Below are 18,101 nucleotides of genomic sequence, written 5' to 3'. Positions count from 1 at the left end.
TGTCTCAGTTCCAATGTGGCCGATCACCCTCTCAGGTCGGCTACTGATCGTCGCCTTGGTAAGCCGTTACCTTACCAACTAGCTAATCAGACGCGGGTCCATCCTGTACTGGCTCACCTTTGATATTCAAGAGATGCCTCTCAAATATGTTATCCCGTATTAGCATACCTTTCGGTATGTTATCCGTGTGTACAGGGTAGGTTACCCACGCGTTACTCACCCGTCCGCCGCTCTTTACCGAAGTAAATCGCTCAACTTGCATGTGTTAGGCACGCCGCCAGCGTTCATCCTGAGCCAGGATCAAACTCTCAAATAAAAGTTTATCAGGCTCAGATACTATTGTTATCAAAATATCTGGCTTTATGGTTTGTTTCTTGTTTTATAAATTAACCTACTGTTTAATTTTCAAAGTTCATTTTATTAAATCAATCATTTTGTACTCATTATTTTCTTGTTCCTTGTTGAGCACATTTATTATAATAACACCTTATCATAATATGGTCAACTACTTTTTTACATTTTTTTTTAAATTTATTAATTATTCATATTTTATAATACTATTGCGACTTTATTTTCAAATATGTAACTATTATTAATAACAATTTCCAACTATAATAATACTATATAATTACTATTAATTTAGAAGGGAGCTATAAAATGCTTAGAAAGATACTCTACTTTTTGACAATACTTTCTATATCTATTTTTTTCATTGTTGGATGTTCAAACTCACAAAAAAAACAAAACACAGACCAGAATAGGGAAATATCAACGCAAGAAGATTCTCAAAATGTTGATGATAATAAATATACTTCCAATATAACTGTTTCAGATGGAACAGACAGTCTATCAAATAAAGATACTGTGAACAATGATAATGAAAAATTAGACGTGTCATCTTTGGACAATACCGCTCTTGATTGGTTTTATATACCAAATACTAAACATCAAACTCCAGAAGTAAATACTGATATCAAATTTAATTTTTCTGACTATAGTGCTATATATAATGGTCCCATCAAAGATGGTCAAAAAACATTATATCTTACATTTGATGAAGGTTATGAAAATGGATATACATCAAAGATACTAGATGTTTTAAAAAAAAATAAAGTAAAGGCTGTTTTTTTCGTTACATCTCCATACATAAAAGAAAATAAAGATTTGATAAAAAGAATGGTTGCAGAAGGTCACATAGTTGGAAGCCACAGTAAAACGCATCCTTCTATGCCAACAAAAACAAGCAATCTAAAAAGCTTTAATAATGAATTTGAAGATGTTGAAAAACTTTATAAAGATTTAACTGGAAAAAATATAGTTAAGTTTTTCAGACCTCCTATGGGTAAGTATTCAGAAAAAAGCTTAGCAATGACTAAAAATCTAGGCTATAAAACTGTATTTTGGAGTTTCGCATATAGGGACTGGGACACTGAAAAACAACCATCACATGAGGAAGCCAAGAAAAAAATAATGGATAATTTACACGATGGTTCTATCTTATTACTACATGCTGTTTCTAAAACTAGTACAGAAATTCTAAGTGATTTTATATCAGATGCTAGAAAGCTAGGATACAATTTTGAACTTCTAAATTATTAACATTTAGAAGTATATTTAAAAGCTATACTTTAAGTCTAATATTTATATATTAATTTACATAAACGATTTCAAATTAAATACTTCCAATAAAAAATAGATGTATAGTTTTTACATAAACAAAAGTCTTTTGATAGGTAATAACTGTGCATCTATTTTTAATTTATATATTTATATAATCTTTTATTTTTAATTTATATATAAGTTTTGTTAATCTACAAGTAAAATAATATTAGTTTTTATTTGCTAAATAATGAATACTGCTACTATAGTTGTTACAATGAGTCCTGTTATAACAGGAATAAAATTCCTTTTTGCCAACTCAATAGGACTAACTCCACAAATTGCGGCTGCTGAAATAAGACCCCAAGGAACTAGACATCCTCCACCAACCCAAATACCACTAATTTGACCTAATGCTGCTAATGCACCAACACTTGCATTAATAGCAGTTCCAAATACAGATGCAAGTGAACCAACTAATGAAATTCCAGAGAACCCAGAACCATCAAGCCCAGTTATTGCACCTACTACAGTTTCTATACCTGATACTGCAAATTTATTAAGTGGTATCGTTTGAGAAAGGGCTATCCCTATATCTGATAATAATCCTTGAGAACCAGGGGTTAATACCTTACCAAATACACCAGTTAAAGGTGCAACTTCTCCCATGTAGAAAAACGCTGCTATTGGTATAATCGCACCAAATATCTTTATACCAAACACAAAACCATCTATTATATTTTCACACACATTTTCAAGACTATCTTTGCCGAAATTTATAGTATTTATAATAATTATTAGAAACACTGCTGTTCCTCCTAAAAGAGCTGATGCATCTCCTCCTTTTAGGTCAAACATATACATAGCAATTATATCAGCAAGAAATCCTAAAGCTACTAAAATAGTTGCTATCTTAGATTTTCCATTAAATTCTTTTACTTCTTCACTTTCAAAATCTTTAAGCTCTTCTCTAAACATTCCTTTATTGATATCCCTTTTTAATGTATAAAATGCCATCGATATCGTTACAATTCCCATTACCCAAAATAAAATCATACCATCATTTATGACATATGATACTGCTACTCCTGCTGCACCAGCTGTTATACTTGGAGCTCCCTGAATAACAAAGTCTGTAGATAAGGCAAGACCATGACCAAATAAGTTTAATGCTACTGCAACACCAATCGCTGGTAATCCAGCTCTAATAGCAACAGGTAAAAATACAGCCCCAACTAAGGCAACGGCTGGAGTTGGCCAGAAAAACCAAGAAAGAATCAACATTACAAATCCAGTTACAAAAAATGCTGTGTTAGAATTTCTTATAACTTTGGAAAATGGTCTTACCATATACTGTATTGCATTATTCGCTTCTAGAGCTTTAGATAAAGCTACCATAATCGCTATAATTAAAATAATCGGTCCCAACTCATTTAAAGATATAATAAACGAGTTAAACACTGCTGTTATAGCTCCAAAGATATTTTTTTCAAAGAATAACCCCATGAAGAAAACACCTAATATACATGGTACTATAGTATCTTTTTTCATAAGCATAGTAATTAAGATAATTACCATAAATACAATGTAAATATAATGCGCTCCTGTTAAAACCATATTATTATGTCCCCTTTTTTTAAGATAATAATATTATATGGTCTTACAAGTAAACTTGTTACTTGGTCATAGGTACATAACAATTAACATGTGCAGTACTTAATTTAGACATTTATGATTCATTTACTGGAATAGATATTTCAATAGAAAACTCTTTGTCACCTGAGTTTATAGTTATACTTCCATTGTGATATGCAATTATCTTTTCACAGTTTTTTAAACCAATTCCAAAACTTTCTACATTTTTATGAATGTTACTAACTTTGTTTTTTTGTATAATTAGCAACTTACCATCTTCAACTTTAATTAAAAATACTATTGGTCTATCCCTTCTTGCATACTTTATTATGTTAGAACATAAATTATCAAATATTCTTCTAAATTGTGTTACATCTACATAAATATGATATTGATTATAAAGTTCATTCTCTATTTTTATATGAAATCCCTTTTCTTCCAATGTATATGAACTATCTAAAAGCAGTTGAAATATAAATTCATTTGCATTAATCTTTTCATACTTTTTAGACACTTCTTCTTCGCAATTAACAAAATGTGTAAAAAGGTCATCTGTCAAATCTTTTATCTGATATGCCTTTAATCTTACATTTTTTATATATTGCTCCAATTGCTCAGGGCTATTATACTTATGATCTTTAATTAAATCCAAATAGCAAATTACTGATGTCAATGGAGTTCTGACATCATGTGATATTGAAGTTACTATATCTTTATTTTTATTCTTCATTTCTCTTTCTTTTATAAGCTGATTATCAAGTGCTTGACTCATCTCATTAATACTAGATGCAAGTGATGATAATTCATCGTTCCCCTTAACAGGAATTCTATACTTTAAACTACCACTTTCTACTATCTTTATACCCATCTCTATTTTTCTTAGATATTTAATCTTTCTACTCAACAACAATAAAAATGTTACAATAAATGTAATTGCCATAAATGTGATAGAAACAGCATCTATAAAGTTTTGAAATCGAAATCTAAACAGTGCTACTATAACTACACTGGCTTTAATATCAGAAAATTGTATCTCATAATGTCTAGCCATAGAGCTACTATAAAATTCATTTTCTTCACTTTTATCAGGTAATTCATTTGGATAGTACAATGTATCATAAAAAATCTTATCTCCTTCATATACTTTCATAGATACAAACCAATTGTCATTATTCCAATTTGATATATCTTCTACATCATTTGAACTTATATTTTTATCATTTACATAGATTTGAAAATCATCCATTAACTGGTCTGCTTCTCTTTTAAAATATGTTTTACCTTCTGATACATCCTTTACTATTGACTCAACAGCAGAATAAAATGGTATATTTAAAATAAAAGCCACCACAGCTGAGATTACTACATATACCAATAGTATGACACCCAACTTTGATGGCTTAATTTTGCTAATCAATATAGTACCCCTTTCCCCATGCAGTTTTTACATATTGTGGATTTTTCTGATCTTTCTCTAATTTTTTTCTTAAATTTCTAATATGTACCATTATAGTATTATTTGCTGTATAAAAATATTGCTCATCCCAAATACTTTCATATATATTTTCAGACGAGAAAACTTTTTTTCTATTTTTTAGCATAAGAACTAATATGCTATATTCTATAGTTGTCAAAAATATAGTTTCTCCATCTAATATGACATCTTGAGTATCCAAATTTACACATAAACCTTTTGTTTGCAATATATTTGGCTCCTTATTCTTTTCCTTCCCCTGATATATATAATAACGTCTAAGTAGTGACTTAACTCTTGAAATTAACTCAGAATATGAAAAAGGCTTTGATAAATAGTCATCTCCTCCTGCTGAAAACCCAATAACCTTGTCGGAATCTTGAGTTTTCGCAGTTAGAAATAATATTGGAGCTGTTGTTTTTTCTCTAATCTCATTACATGCAACAAACCCTGTCTTTACTGGCATAACAACATCCAAAATAATCAAATCAATTGTACTGTCTACTAAATTTACAGCCTCTTCTCCGTTCGTCGCCATAACAACTTCATAACCTTCGCCAGTCAAAAGTATTTCTACAATTTCCCTAATTTCTGGATTATCATCAGCTACTAAAATTTTTTTTGGAATCTCTTTAATCATCGCTAAACTCCTTTTTTACTATATTTCTTAAATATTTCAAACTATATAAAATATTATACTTTATTAGTAAAAGCTTAGCAATGTCATACGTTTTAATACTTTCTACTATTGTAAGTGCTCTTAAAGTTTAATCAAAACGTATACATATATCACTTATATAAAAAATAAACTATACAATACTATCTTACATAAATAACTTCTTTTACTGACTTAACTTTTTCAGAAGACTTAACATGTGCTACAATACATACTAAACCACTTATAGCAACGAATGCATAAAAACTTATTCCTCTGCTAAGTAACATCGCTGGCACTAGTAAATGACCTGGGAAAAATATCTTAAATAATATCATAAAACTATTTTCAGATGCTCCAACAGCTCCTGGTAATGGTAAAGATGAAACAGCAATATTAAGTAATGATTGTATTGCTAATATTTCAAACACAGTATATGTTGATAGATGGAAAGCTTTGTATACAAAGAATGGTACTAAAAACATAGCTGTTATTTGCACAATAGTTATAAGTAAAATCTTAATTACTAACTTTGGATTTTGTTTTATATATTGAGCACCTTTAATATATTCTTCAATTTGAGAAGTTATCACTTTTCGTGAACCTTCAACATCTTTTATTATTCTTAGTTTTCCTAATAAATTTGTTATGGATATTATGAAGTTATTTACTAATTTTTTTGAAAATATAACTGCAATTACTCCAACAACAAGAGCAACATTCGTTATTACACCATATATCAATAAAATATTCATCCCTCTTACATTGTTTAGTATAAATTCACGTTCCATAATGAACATTATTCCGCTATATGCCAATACAACAACTTGGTGAATGACAACAATAACTAATAATATAAGTGAAGAGTAAGATATGTTTATATCATCCTTCTTCATGTAATAAACTTGTGCTGGTTGACCTCCAGATGCTGAAGGTGTAATTGAGCTAAAATAAAATCCAACAAACGCATATCCCATACATTTTAAAAAAGTAGTTTTTTGATTTAAAGCCTTCATACCTAAATATATATTTATACCTTCGCAAGCAACATATATAAACATCATTGCAAATCCAATTAATATAAACACAGGACTTGCACCTTTTAATGATTTTATTAACGATTCAATTGATTGACCTCTAAAAACAAAGTATCCAGTTATGCCCATTAGTAAAACTAAGAAGGCTACACTACCTAAGGATTTATTTCTCTTTTCAGTTTTACTTATCATAACTACATCCTTTCTGGTGTTACAAATTTGAAACCACTGGCTTTAAGTTTTGGAATAGCTATCTTTAATGCTTCAATAGTACGTTCAGGTGCTCCAACTGCCCCTCCTGAGTTTTCTCCTGCATCATGCAAACAAATTATAGAATTTTCTTTTGTTCTATCTATTAATTTATTTACTATAATCTCTACTGTGCTATCTTTACTCCAATCTTCTGCCATTACATCCCATAAGGTCATTTTTAAATTATATTTTTTAACAAATTGATTTGAAAATATATTAGTATGCCCCCATGGTGGACGATAGTAGTTTACGTCTACACCTAAATTTTTCATTATATCTGTACTTTCAATAAAATCTTTTTTAGCATAATTATAACTATAAAGCCATGCATTCTTATGTTCTAGTGAATGTAAGCCAACTATGTGATTTTCTCTTAACATTCTTTTTATAATTTCAGGCTCTTTTTCAGCATTCTTTGCCACTACGAAAAACATGGCCTTTATATCATTTTCTTTTAGTACATCCAACAATTTTTCTGTATACCTTTTGTCTGGTCCATCATCAAATGTAAGAGCAATTTCATTCTTCTCAGTCATATTTTTCAATACATCTTTATTTAATAATTTATTATAATATGTAGGTATAATTGAATGGATTAAAAAAATCAAAGCAACAACTATAATTAAACCTACTACATACATTCTCTACACACTCCTTGTCCATCAAATGAAAATAAAATATTTTCTAATGTATTATTATCAAATTGTTTTTTAAGTTTTTTCATATTCAAACTCATTTCTTTAAGTTTAACATCATCATAGATTAAGTCTTTTATCTCATCTACATAGTATTTTTTATTTTTATCAAGTATTTTTCCAATTCCATTATTTAATATAAAATCAGCATTATTTATCTCTTGTTGCAAAAATGGATTGAATGCTAATATTGGAAGCTCTGAATAAATTGTTTCAAATAATGTTATTCCACCTGGTTTAGAAATAATAAGGTCAGCATTTTCCATATATTTGTATACTTCGTTAGTATAGCCTACAACCTCAATATTTTCATATCTATTGTACAATTTATAGTACATTTTTTTATTATTGCCAGTTATTACAGTAGTTTTTACTCCTTCTAAACTATTTAGCTCTTTATAAAATTGTTCTGACTTAGGTAATAAACCTAATCCTCCACCCATTATAAGGATGTTTTTTTTATCTAAATGATTTATATGTTCTATTTTTTTAAATTCTTTTTTTACAGGTATTCCATTAACTTTTATTTTATCTTCATCTATTCCTTTTAAAATAAGTTCTTCTTTAGTAGATTCACTAGCTACTAAGTAACAATCTGTATTTTTACTAATCCATTCTGAATGGCTACTTATATCTGTTATACATGTTATCAAAGGAAGATTTGAGTTATACTTTTCTTTATATCTTGATACTACTTGAGAACAAAATGGAAAAGTTGAAATAACTACTGTTGGTTGTATTTCATTAAGTAACTTGTCTAATTTAGTTAAGAAATAATCTGAAAAGGTAAATTTTATATCCTTTTTTCCATTTTCAGTACACTTGTAAAATAAATTATAAAGACTGCTTCCCCGATTTACAAGAATAGAAAAAGTTTTATACATTTTATCTGAGTAGTTAGGCATAATATATTCAAATATATCTTTAATTATTATTTCAGAATTATTAAATTTTGTTTTTATATCTTCACTTAAAGAGTTTGATGCTGAGTAATGACCCATACCAAATTTTCCTGTAAGAATTAATACTTTCATAAGATTCCCTCCTCATTAGAGCCTTTAAATACCTTTAATTACTATATTTATAAGTATAAACTTTAAATCTTTAGAAAAACCTAGTATAATTCTTAAGAAATCTTAAAGTTTTAATTAAAAAATACAAAACCCAATTAATATTGGAAGCTATCTCCTAATTAATTGGGTTTTATCTTTATATATATATTTAAATATAAATACTATTATTGTAATTATTTAAATATCTCTTATTTAATTATACTTTTAATTAATCCATAATATTATATTCTTCATATAGAGGATAATTTTCAGTTAAACCAACAACCAGTGTTCTTGCTTTAGATTCTTCATCATAAGTTAAACATAGGTCTATAGCCTCGGCAATTATTGCCATATCTTCCTCTTTCATGCCTCTAGTAGTTACAGCTGGAGTACCAAGTCTTATTCCACTTGTAACAAGTGCTCCATTTGGATCAAATGGTATTGTGTTTTTATTAGCAGTTATATAAGCATCATCTAATCTTTTTTCTGCTGCTTTACCAGTTATATTTTTATTAGTTAAATCTAATAATATTAAGTGATTATCTGTTCCTCCAGAAATCAATTTAAAATCTCTCTTAATAAGTTCTTCAGCTAAAGCTTTTGCATTTTTAGCAACCTGTTGTTGGTATGTTTTAAATTCATCACTTAAAGCTTCTTTAAAACATACTGCTTTAGATGCAATTATATGCTCAAGAGGTCCCCCTTGAATTCCAGGGAATATTGCTTTGTCTATAGCTTTAGCATATTTTTCTTTACAAAGGATAACTCCTCCACGAGGCCCTCTTAAAGTTTTATGAGTTGTTGTTGTAACAAAATCAGCTACTTCACATGGATTTTGATGAAGACCAGCAGCTACAAGACCTGCTATATGAGCCATATCTACCATAAGTAATGCTCCAACCTCATCAGCTATTTCTCTAAATTTTTTAAAATCTATCTCTCTAGGATATGCACTTGCTCCCGCAACTATCATTTTAGGTTTTACTTCGTGTGCTATTTTTCTAACATCATCAAAATCTATAAGTCCACTATCTCTATTTATTCCATATTCATAAAATTTATAATATTGACCAGAAATATTAACTGGAGCGCCATGAGTTAAATGCCCACCTTGAGATAAATTCATTCCCATAACAACATCACCTGGTTTTAGCATAGCAAAATATACACCAATATTTGCATTTGCTCCAGAATGAGGTTGAACATTAGCATGTTCTGCTCCAAATATCTTTTTAATTCTATCTATTGCAAGAGTTTCAACTTCATCTATGTACTCACATCCACCATAATATCTTTTGCCTGAGTAACCTTCTGCATACTTATTAGTAAGATGACTTCCCATAGTTTCCATTACTGGAACTGATACTATATTTTCAGATGCTATCAACTCAATATTCCTTTGTTGTCTTTTTAACTCTCTTTTCATACTTTCATAAATCTCAGGGTCCGCTTTTTTCAAGTTCTCAAACATATTACTCCTCCTAGTTATTATTTAAATTTTACTTTTACAGACATTTCATAATTTTCATTTTTATCAATATGATAATTTATTATTATAGTCTTTTATAAATTAATAGTCAAGTGTTTTACTACTTTTACATGTTTACTTTCTGTATTTTAAGTTAAAATATAATAAATAATATTGTCTAATTCTTTTAATTGGATATAATTTAAATGTGACTATTTTTAAATAAAAAAAAGATAATATAATTTATATATATATAAGGAATATTACTTAAAAATTTGATATAATTTCAATATTATGTTTTTTAATTTGGAGGTGTATTTATGAATCAAAATGAGGAACTTGAATATAAAAAAAATATTCTAAAATTAGCTCTATTTGTAGGGGAACTTATGATAAAAAATGGAGCTGAAACATCTAGGGTTGAAGACAGTGTCCTTAGAATCTGCAGGTCAAGAGGATTTTATCATGTAAATATTTTTACAACTCCTACAGTAATAATTATTTCAGATGAAAAATTTGACGGTTTTTCGTTTATGAAAACGATTCAATCAAGGGGTATAAACTTAAATAAGATTTCCTTATTAAACAGTTTTTCTCGAGAATTTGTAAATGATAAAGAGTATGATATTGATACTGCTATTGCACGTCTTTATGAAATACAAGAGGTAAAACCTTATCCTTTATGGTTGTTTTACTCTTGTACAGGAATTGCATCTGCTTGCTTTGCTTGCTTGCTTGGAGGGAATTATATATTAAATTTTATTCTTACATTTATAATAGCAATATTTGCTGCAATTACTTATGATAAAACCATGAAGATAAGTGCAATATCTGCATTTTCATGTTTAGTATCTTCTTTTTTAATAGCACTTTCAGGAGTTTTACTAGTTGAAATAGGTATTTTGAGTGACCCTAAAATGCTCATAGTTGGAGCAATAATGCCACTACTCCCAGGAGTTGCTTTTATAAAAGCCATCAGAGATTTAATATCAGGTAATTTAATATCAGGAATTTCTCGTGCTTTCGATGCTGCTATGATTATTATTGCAATTGCTTCTGGAGTCGGTTTTGTCCTTGATACATGGTATAGAATTGGAGGTTCTTTCTAATGACTGATATGTCGATGATTTTACATTTTTTATTTTCAGGCATTGCAACTGCTGGATTTGCTGTCTTTTTTAATGCACCACTTTATCTACTTCTTCCAGCTGGAATAACTGGTGGAGTTGGTTGGATTGTGTATGTATATTTATTTAATTTCACTACGAACTCAATTTTTGCGGGTTTTATAGCTGCTGCTTTGGTTTCAGCGTGTAGTGAGATATTGGCTAGAAAACTAAAGCAACCAGCTATTGTATTTGTAATTCCAGGGATTCTTCCTCTGATACCAGGAATTGGATTATACAATACAATGTTATCTTTAATTCAAAAAAATTATGATTTAGCGATGTCAAAAGGTACTGATGCACTATTTTTAAGCGCTGCAATATCGCTTGGTGTATTGGTTGTAACTTCTTTTGTAAGAACATTAAACCTTTTGAAAATACGAAAGAATTTTATTCCTCAAAGAAAATCAAAATAAAAATATAAAAATAGCAATGTACCTAAATCCTATAAATATACATTAAGCATTTATAAGAGTACATTGCTATTTTTAAATTGTAATCATTTTAAAGGTCAATTAATATTCTTGTGATTACTGGTATAAATTCTCTACTATCTCTAAATTTTTTATCATTTTTCTTTAAATACAAATAACAAATTACTGTAAGACAAATCCCAACTAATCCACTTATAGCTTCAACCCCAGAGGTCATGCCAATTGCTTCCAATATATAGTATGTTCCTATTGTTCCAACAAGAAGCGCTACAAGAGGTATTATATAAGCCATCGCAGCTGCTTTTAATACATTCATGTTATCCATACTCACTTCTACATGGTCACCAACCTTCGCACCAATTGTATTGTCTACCTCTACTAATATCTCTTTTGACTCTGATGAGTCAGCAGTAGCACATTTTCCACAAGCAGCACAAGCTGAGTGTCTTTGCATTTTTAATTTTGCAGTTCTATCATCAACAATCTCCATAATAAATCCTTGTTGATTCATACCTAACCGCCCCCTTATTTTGTAAATTTATTTATGGTATCCATAAGTTCTTTTATCATCTCTTCAGTTTTTTCACTATCATCATGTTTGATACTTTCTGCTACACATCCTTTTATATGATTTTCCAAAATAATTGTGCCTACTCTATTTATAGCAGACCTTATAGCGGATATTTGAACTAATATATCAACACAATAACGCTCCTCTTCTACCATCTTTTGTATTCCTTTAACTTGACCTTCTATTCTTTTTAATCTTTTTATAAGAGCTTCTCGCTCATTGTTTGGTGCTAATTTTCTTTCTTCCATAAATTCACCTCATACTCTTATGATGTTCTATACAATTATGATTTACTTACCAATTTGCTTAAAATATAATACAGTTATTACTATTATAAATGCTAAAATTGATATTGCTATAGACCTGCTCTGATGCTTAGTTTGCTCCATACTTAATTTACCATTCATTTTAAACCCTGCTAATGGAAATAAAAATATAACTAATGCGTCAATTCCAAGTACAATTTGGGCTGCAATAGTCCATTTGCTCAAAAAGCAAAATATTCCACCTACACCTAAAAGAACCTCTAATATATTTATAAACTTATACGTAGGTTTTTTTATTATATATTCTTCAATTTTTTCCTTACATTCTGTACGACATGGATATATATCGGTATTGTCATCGTATTTTATAGCCAATTTATTATTTGGTGACTTTATATCCCTGTTACAGTAAAGACATTTTTTCATCTTATGTTCTCCTCATAGTATTCCTCTTAAGAAATTTTATCTAAATTATTATCGTTTCAATACTATTATACCAAATAGATACAAAAAACAAAAATAAAAGGACTCATTTTAGCTATTTCTTTTATATTACTACTTAATTTATAATAATAGTTAGACAAAATTATTTATATTTAGTTTAATTGTTATATAATCTAAAATAAGTCAAATTTGTATGAGAGGTTAAAATGAAACAAATAGAATTAGCTATTGTAAGCTTAAAAAAAGATGCTGGAAAAATTTACGAAGACCAAATAAGACAATTTCTAGGTAACAATATAAAAATAAACTTATACTCATTTGAAGAGGGAAATCTAAAATTTTTTAAAGAAAAACTAATCCTTTTATCTGCTTATTTAAAATATGATGAAATAGCAAAATTATCTCATCATGATGCTCAAATTATCGTTCCTAAGTTGACATTTGAAAAGAATAGTATAGATATGATATCTAAATTAGAAAAAAATAAAACTATTTATGTATATAATCTAAGCAAGGATATGTCTATAGAGACAATCTCTTTAATACATAGACTAGGAATAGATAATATCAATATCTTACCCTGTTATCCAGAAATAGAATTTACTCCTACAGATGCCATAATTCTAACTCCTGGAGAAAAAATCTTGCCTAATTTTAAAAATTGTGAAGTTATAGACTTAAAATATAGAATAATAGATTTAAGTTGTATTGTTGAAATTGCCACAAAAACTAAGTTAAAACATCTAATAAAAGATGACTTAATAAAAAAATATGTAGAAAAAATAATTCCTACAAGCTATAGTACAGGCGAATTATTGTTAGATGCAAATAAATTTGAAAGGCAATTTGATTTGTTGTTATCTATAATTGATGATGGAATTATATGCACAAATAATGATGGAATTATACAATTTTACAATCATATCGCTAGAAAAATTTTATCTATAAATGCAAATGAAATGATTGATGTATTTATTGGTGAATGTATAAAAGATATTAACTTTCAAAACATATTAAACAATAAAACTCTATTTTATGAGAAATTAATTAAGATAAATCATATTGACATAAATTTAGAGATTAAACATATACAATTGAATGTATTTGATGGTTTTATATTAAAGATGACTAAGTTTTCTCAATTAGAAAAAAAACAAGCTAAGCTAAGAGCACAACTAGTAAACTCTGGTAATATCAGTAAGTATACTTTTGATGACATATTAGGTTCTAGTATACAAACTATTAATACTAAAAAAATTGCCAATAAAATGGCTCAATCAAACTCATCAATCTTAATAATTGGCGAAAGTGGTACTGGTAAAGAATTATTTGCACAATCTATTCACAGTGCTTCTAAAAGAAATTGTGGACCTTTTGTAGCAGTAAATTGCAGCACTTTTCAAGAAAGTTTATTGCAAAGTGAATTATTTGGTTATGATGAAGGTGCCTTTACTGGAGCTAAAAAGGGCGGAAAAATGGGTTTATTTGAATTAGCAAACAATGGAACTATATTCTTAGATGAAATTGGTGAGATGGATTTAAATTCTCAATCTAAATTGCTCAGAGTTATACAGGAAAAACAAGTAAGGCGTATTAGTTCAAATAATGTTATTGACATTGATGTAAGAATAATTGCTGCTACTAATAGAAATTTAAAAGAACTTGTATCTAAAGGTAAATTTAGAAGAGATTTGTATTTTAGGTTAAATGTTCTTCCTCTTAAAATACATCCTCTTAGAGAAAGACCTGCTGATATATTTGAAATCTTCGAATCACTAACGTATGATATACCATGCAATTTTAATCTAAGTGACGAAGTTAAGGAAATCTTCAAAATATATAAATGGGAAGGAAATGTAAGAGAATTAAGAAACTTAGGAGAATATTTCTGTTATCTAGGAAAAGATGTTATAGAAATATGTGACTTACCTGAATATATATTAGATACTATAGATGAAAATTATAGCAAAACTGTTTGTAATAAAGTAACAGAAAAAATATCTAAATACCAATTTAATATTAATAAAGACAAAAACTTCATCAAACATGACTATAATTTTAAAAGACCATTAGATGAATATATCTTTATATTGGATAATTTAAATAAAGCTTACGATTTAAAAGAACGAATTGGTAGAAAAAGCTTATACAAAATAGCTTTAAACGAAAATAGATTTTTGACAGAACAACAAATTAGAAATATACTTTTGGAATTACAAGAATTTGGATTTGTAAATATACTTGTTGGTCGTGGTGGTTCAGTTATAACCCTTAAAGGAATCGAGTTTCTAAAAAAAATAAATGGGTTTAATAATTAAAACAGTTCAACCATTTAAACCTATTTAATTGTATTTTAATAAATTTAACAATTTTTTAAAATAACCTTTTCCAAATAAAATTAAATAAATTTAATAATTTCATATCTTCCAACCTCTGGTATTACTTAATATCACGAATTAATTTTTAATTAAATATTTTTAATATCTATTTTGGCATATTGCTTGCTAAATACTATAAGTATAAATTTAAAAATTACTGGAGGTATTTATAATGAATTACAATTTTAATGAAATTATTGATAGAGGTAATAATTTTTCAGCTAAATGGTCAGAGATGGATAAAAAATATGGTACTAATGATTTACTTCCTATGTGGGTAGCTGATATGGATTTTAAAGCTGCTCCGTGTATAATTGATGCCTTAAGACATAGGCTAGAACAAGAGATTTACGGTTATACAACAAGACCAGATTCTTACAATGAATCTATAGTGAATTGGTTGGATAAAAGACATAATTGGAAGATAAAAAGTGAATGGTTAGTTTATAGCCCAGGTGTTATCCCAGCAATAAGCCTTTTAATAAATGAGCTTACAAAAGAAAACGATAAAATAATGATACAGGAACCAGTTTACAGCCCTTTTAATAGTGTTGTAAAAAATAATAATAGAGAACTAGTTATAAGCCCACTACAAAAATTAGAAAATGGAAACTATATAATGGACTATGAAGACATTGAAAGTAAAATCAAAGATGTAAAATTGTTTATACTTTGCAATCCTCACAATCCAGTTGGAAGAGTATGGACAAAGGATGAATTAAAGAAACTAGGAGATATTTGCCTTAAATACGGTGTAAAGGTTATATCAGATGAAATACACAGTGATATTATATTTAAAAATCATAAACATATACCTATGGCATCTATATCTAAAGATTTTGAAAAAAATACAATTACTTGTATGGCACCAACTAAAACTTTTAATATAGCAGGTCTTCAATCTTCATATGTTGTACTACCTGATGAAAAAGATTATAAATTGTTAGATAATGCATTTACTAGAATTGATATAAAGAGAAATAACTGTTTTAGTTTAGTTGCAACAGAAGCTTCATATAACAATGGTGAGCCTTGGCTAGAGTCATTCTTAGAGTACTTAGAATCTAATATAGATTTTGCTATAAAATATATAAATGAAAATATGCCAAAACTTAAAGTCAGAAAACCAGAAGGTACTTATTTATTATGGGTAGATTTTAGCCAACTTGGATTAAGTGATGAAGAATTAGAAAATCTATTAGTAAAAAAAGGTAAAGTTGCCTTAAATCAAGGAAGTAGTTTTGGTATTGGAGGAAGCGGATATCAAAGAATAAACTTAGCTTGTCCAAGAAGCATGGTTGAAGAAGCTCTTATAAGAATAAAAAATGCAATTAACTAAAAACATTTAAGGAGAATTTGCGCTATGAAAATAGGTACAGAAAGAAAAAGACCTTCATTTAGATATTCGTTATTAGTAATGCTTGCGATAATAGCTTTAACATCGGTTGGTATAGTTCTATTTAAAGCTTCTATAACTACAATGTTTTTACTTTCATGGCTTATAGTAGTTCCAGCAGCTATGAGACTTGGTTATACTAATGAAGAAATAGAAGCTTTTGGATTTGAAGTTGGTAAAGATGCCTTTCAATCAAATTTAATTATACTTTCTGTTGGGGTACTAATAGCAGCTTGGATAGCTGCTGGTACAATCCCAACAGTAGTATATAGTGGTCTGACAATAATAACACCTAAGTATTTTTTACTTACAACATTAATAGTCTGTTCACTTACTTCTGTTGCTACTGGTACATCTTGGGGAACGCTTGGAACGTCTGGTATAGCAATGATGAGTATTGGTACTAGTATGGGTATTCCCCTTGGCTTAACAGCTGGTGCAGTCATATCCGGTGCTTTTTTGGAGATAAAATGTCTCCTCTATCCGACTCTACAAATCTAGCTGCTGCGGTTTGTAAAACAGATGTAATTACTCATATGAAACACATGGTTTACACAACAGGACCTGCATATATAATATGTATCGTTTTGTACACTGTAATTGGGCTTAAGTATTCAAATAATACTATTGACTATGTTCAAATAAATCAAATCAAAGATGTATTAAATTCAAACTTTCATATTGGTTTAGTAGCAATGATTCCAATACTATTCTTATTATTACTTTTATTGTTACAAAAGCCTCCTATTATATCTATATTAAGTTCAGCTATTATGGGGCTTATTATAGCTGTAATTCAAGAAGGAGAAAAAATAGGCGATGTCTTAAATTACATGTTATCAGGATTTACTATAGACACAGGATTTGTTTATGCTGATAAATTATTAAATCGTGGTGGAATAATGAGTATGGCTGAAACCGTTTTACTAGTCTTTGTAGTTTTCGTTATTGCTGGAATTCTCCAAAAAACTGGATTCTTAGAAGTATTACTTCAACCAATGATAAATAAAATAGGAAAATCAAGAACTAAGTTAGTTGGCTCTACTTTCATAGTAAGCTACTTTGCAAATGCATTTAGTTCATCCATGATGTTCACATCAGTATTTGTTGGAACTTTAATGTCCCCAATATATAAGGAATTTAGGCTAAAACCACAAAATTTATCTAGAATTATAGAAGATACAGCAACCCTTGGCGGTCCATTAATACCATGGAATTCAAATGCTGTTTTCTGTGCCCAAACTCTTGGTGTAAGTCCACTTGAATTTATTCCATATTGTTTTCTAAGTTGGATTACGCCTATAATTTCATTTATTTATGGTGTCACAGGTTTTACCATGCTTACATATACAGATGATGAAATAGAAGATTTAGAAATATCTACTACTATGCAGAGAAGAGTTGATTAAAATATGCATTTTAAATACTATTACTTAATCCAAGATATTATAGGTGTATTATTGGCATTTATAGGGCTTCGAATGACCATTCTCAGTTTTAAAATAATATCGATAAAGGGTATTTCAATAAATACAATTTTAATCCTAATTAAATACTGTTTATTTACAATTGCAGG

At 28.6% G+C, this 18,101-nt stretch carries 17 protein-coding genes and 1 rRNA gene; 7 read left to right on the top strand and 11 right to left on the bottom strand.

Features of this window, described 5'->3' with window-relative positions; genetic code table 11:
- A 16S ribosomal RNA gene (locus KGF45_RS11755) occupies positions 1-316 on the bottom strand; the annotation flags it as partial.
- 341 nt (positions 317-657) lie between these two features.
- On the opposite strand from KGF45_RS11755, the gene pdaA reads away from it, so the two are divergent.
- On the top strand, positions 658-1,599 hold the full coding sequence (gene pdaA / locus KGF45_RS11750) for a delta-lactam-biosynthetic de-N-acetylase (protein WP_227827488.1): 942 nt from the start codon (positions 658-660) through the stop codon (positions 1,597-1,599).
- 243 nt (positions 1,600-1,842) lie between these two features.
- Here the strand turns inward: pdaA and KGF45_RS11745 are convergent, their stop codons facing one another.
- The 7 genes from KGF45_RS11745 to glyA all read right to left on the bottom strand — a co-directional run bounded on the left by KGF45_RS11745 (position 1,843) and on the right by glyA (position 9,873).
- Positions 1,843-3,216 (bottom strand): hypothetical protein, encoded by a 1,374-nt coding sequence (locus KGF45_RS11745; RefSeq protein WP_227827489.1) that lies wholly within the window; start codon positions 3,214-3,216, stop codon positions 1,843-1,845.
- A gap of 112 nt (positions 3,217-3,328) precedes the next feature.
- Complete coding sequence (locus KGF45_RS11740) at positions 3,329-4,651, bottom strand: sensor histidine kinase (protein ID WP_227827490.1); 1,323 nt, start codon at positions 4,649-4,651, stop codon at positions 3,329-3,331.
- Entirely contained in the window at positions 4,644-5,348 is a 705-nt protein-coding gene (locus KGF45_RS11735) for a response regulator transcription factor (RefSeq protein WP_227827491.1), read from the bottom strand. The genes KGF45_RS11740 and KGF45_RS11735 overlap by 8 nt, the downstream gene beginning before the upstream one ends.
- Positions 5,349-5,527: 179 nt before the next feature.
- Positions 5,528-6,592, bottom strand: a complete 1,065-nt coding sequence (locus KGF45_RS11730; RefSeq protein ID WP_227842606.1) for a lysylphosphatidylglycerol synthase transmembrane domain-containing protein — start codon at positions 6,590-6,592, stop codon at positions 5,528-5,530.
- A 2-nt stretch (positions 6,593-6,594) separates the two neighbouring features.
- Positions 6,595-7,293: a polysaccharide deacetylase family protein gene (locus KGF45_RS11725; RefSeq protein WP_227827493.1), complete on the bottom strand. Its 699-nt coding sequence runs from the start codon at positions 7,291-7,293 to the stop codon at positions 6,595-6,597.
- Positions 7,284-8,381, bottom strand: a complete 1,098-nt coding sequence (locus KGF45_RS11720) for an MGDG synthase family glycosyltransferase (RefSeq protein ID WP_227827494.1) — start codon at positions 8,379-8,381, stop codon at positions 7,284-7,286. The genes KGF45_RS11725 and KGF45_RS11720 overlap by 10 nt, the downstream gene beginning before the upstream one ends.
- Positions 8,382-8,628: 247 nt before the next feature.
- Positions 8,629-9,873 carry a serine hydroxymethyltransferase gene (gene glyA / locus KGF45_RS11715; protein ID WP_227827495.1) on the bottom strand — a complete coding sequence of 415 codons (1,245 nt, stop codon included), beginning with the start codon at positions 9,871-9,873 and terminating at the stop codon, positions 8,629-8,631.
- Between the two features lie 317 nt (positions 9,874-10,190).
- Between glyA and KGF45_RS11710 the strand changes: the two genes are divergently transcribed.
- Entirely contained in the window at positions 10,191-10,979 is a 789-nt protein-coding gene (locus KGF45_RS11710; protein ID WP_227827496.1) for a threonine/serine exporter family protein, read from the top strand.
- The gene (locus tag KGF45_RS11705; protein WP_227434511.1) at positions 10,979-11,452 is read left to right on the top strand and encodes a threonine/serine exporter family protein; all 474 of its coding nucleotides are present in this window, start codon (positions 10,979-10,981) and stop codon (positions 11,450-11,452) included. Before KGF45_RS11710 ends, KGF45_RS11705 begins: the two co-directional genes overlap by 1 nt.
- Before the next feature lie 88 nt (positions 11,453-11,540).
- Here KGF45_RS11705 and KGF45_RS11700 read toward each other — a convergent pair whose 3' ends face one another.
- The 3 genes from KGF45_RS11700 to KGF45_RS11690 are packed head-to-tail and all read right to left on the bottom strand — an operon-like array spanning position 11,541 to position 12,733.
- A complete protein-coding gene (locus KGF45_RS11700; RefSeq protein WP_227827497.1) occupies positions 11,541-11,981 on the bottom strand; it encodes a SoxR reducing system RseC family protein in 441 nt (146 codons plus the stop codon).
- Positions 11,982-11,995: 14 nt separating this feature from the next.
- Positions 11,996-12,289, bottom strand: coding sequence for a metal-sensitive transcriptional regulator (locus tag KGF45_RS11695; RefSeq protein WP_227434509.1), 294 nt, complete (start codon positions 12,287-12,289; stop codon positions 11,996-11,998).
- A 42-nt stretch (positions 12,290-12,331) separates the two neighbouring features.
- The gene (locus tag KGF45_RS11690; protein WP_227827499.1) at positions 12,332-12,733 is read right to left on the bottom strand and encodes a hypothetical protein; all 402 of its coding nucleotides are present in this window, start codon (positions 12,731-12,733) and stop codon (positions 12,332-12,334) included.
- A 224-nt stretch (positions 12,734-12,957) separates the two neighbouring features.
- Here KGF45_RS11690 and KGF45_RS11685 point away from each other — a divergent pair, with 224 nt between their 5' ends.
- The 4 genes from KGF45_RS11685 to KGF45_RS11670 all read left to right on the top strand — a co-directional run bounded on the left by KGF45_RS11685 (position 12,958) and on the right by KGF45_RS11670 (position 17,934).
- On the top strand, positions 12,958-15,069 hold the full coding sequence (locus KGF45_RS11685; RefSeq protein WP_227827500.1) for a sigma 54-interacting transcriptional regulator: 2,112 nt from the start codon (positions 12,958-12,960) through the stop codon (positions 15,067-15,069).
- 232 nt (positions 15,070-15,301) lie between these two features.
- Positions 15,302-16,468 carry a MalY/PatB family protein gene (locus KGF45_RS11680; protein WP_227827501.1) on the top strand — a complete coding sequence of 389 codons (1,167 nt, stop codon included), beginning with the start codon at positions 15,302-15,304 and terminating at the stop codon, positions 16,466-16,468.
- A 24-nt stretch (positions 16,469-16,492) separates the two neighbouring features.
- Positions 16,493-17,026: a hypothetical protein gene (locus tag KGF45_RS11675; protein WP_227842605.1), complete on the top strand. Its 534-nt coding sequence runs from the start codon at positions 16,493-16,495 to the stop codon at positions 17,024-17,026.
- Positions 16,996-17,934: a Na+/H+ antiporter NhaC family protein gene (locus KGF45_RS11670; protein ID WP_255647245.1), complete on the top strand. Its 939-nt coding sequence runs from the start codon at positions 16,996-16,998 to the stop codon at positions 17,932-17,934. The genes KGF45_RS11675 and KGF45_RS11670 overlap by 31 nt, the downstream gene beginning before the upstream one ends.
- Positions 17,935-18,101: the final 167 nt, after the last annotated feature.

This window comes from Clostridioides sp. ZZV14-6154, from assembly GCF_020657785.1.
GTDB lineage: Bacteria > Bacillota > Clostridia > Peptostreptococcales > Peptostreptococcaceae > Clostridioides.
This window is presented reverse-complemented; position numbering and strand designations above follow the sequence as displayed.

Excerpts from the sequence above, each read along its gene's own strand:
- pdaA (WP_227827488.1), top strand. The coding sequence starts at position 658 with ATGCTTAGAAAGATACTCTACTTTTTGACAATACTTTCTATATCTATT.
- KGF45_RS11745 (WP_227827489.1), bottom strand. The coding sequence starts at position 3,216 with ATGGTTTTAACAGGAGCGCATTATATTTACATTGTATTTATGGTAATT.
- KGF45_RS11735 (WP_227827491.1), bottom strand. The coding sequence starts at position 5,348 with ATGATTAAAGAGATTCCAAAAAAAATTTTAGTAGCTGATGATAATCCA.
- KGF45_RS11730 (WP_227842606.1), bottom strand. The coding sequence starts at position 6,592 with ATGATAAGTAAAACTGAAAAGAGAAATAAATCCTTAGGTAGTGTAGCC.
- KGF45_RS11725 (WP_227827493.1), bottom strand. The coding sequence starts at position 7,293 with ATGTATGTAGTAGGTTTAATTATAGTTGTTGCTTTGATTTTTTTAATC.
- KGF45_RS11720 (WP_227827494.1), bottom strand. The coding sequence starts at position 8,381 with ATGAAAGTATTAATTCTTACAGGAAAATTTGGTATGGGTCATTACTCA.
- glyA (WP_227827495.1), bottom strand. The coding sequence starts at position 9,873 with ATGTTTGAGAACTTGAAAAAAGCGGACCCTGAGATTTATGAAAGTATG.
- KGF45_RS11710 (WP_227827496.1), top strand. The coding sequence starts at position 10,191 with ATGAATCAAAATGAGGAACTTGAATATAAAAAAAATATTCTAAAATTA.
- KGF45_RS11705 (WP_227434511.1), top strand. The coding sequence starts at position 10,979 with ATGACTGATATGTCGATGATTTTACATTTTTTATTTTCAGGCATTGCA.
- KGF45_RS11700 (WP_227827497.1), bottom strand. The coding sequence starts at position 11,981 with ATGAATCAACAAGGATTTATTATGGAGATTGTTGATGATAGAACTGCA.
- KGF45_RS11695 (WP_227434509.1), bottom strand. The coding sequence starts at position 12,289 with ATGGAAGAAAGAAAATTAGCACCAAACAATGAGCGAGAAGCTCTTATA.
- KGF45_RS11690 (WP_227827499.1), bottom strand. The coding sequence starts at position 12,733 with ATGAAAAAATGTCTTTACTGTAACAGGGATATAAAGTCACCAAATAAT.
- KGF45_RS11685 (WP_227827500.1), top strand. The coding sequence starts at position 12,958 with ATGAAACAAATAGAATTAGCTATTGTAAGCTTAAAAAAAGATGCTGGA.
- KGF45_RS11680 (WP_227827501.1), top strand. The coding sequence starts at position 15,302 with ATGAATTACAATTTTAATGAAATTATTGATAGAGGTAATAATTTTTCA.
- KGF45_RS11675 (WP_227842605.1), top strand. The coding sequence starts at position 16,493 with ATGAAAATAGGTACAGAAAGAAAAAGACCTTCATTTAGATATTCGTTA.
- KGF45_RS11670 (WP_255647245.1), top strand. The coding sequence starts at position 16,996 with ATGTCTCCTCTATCCGACTCTACAAATCTAGCTGCTGCGGTTTGTAAA.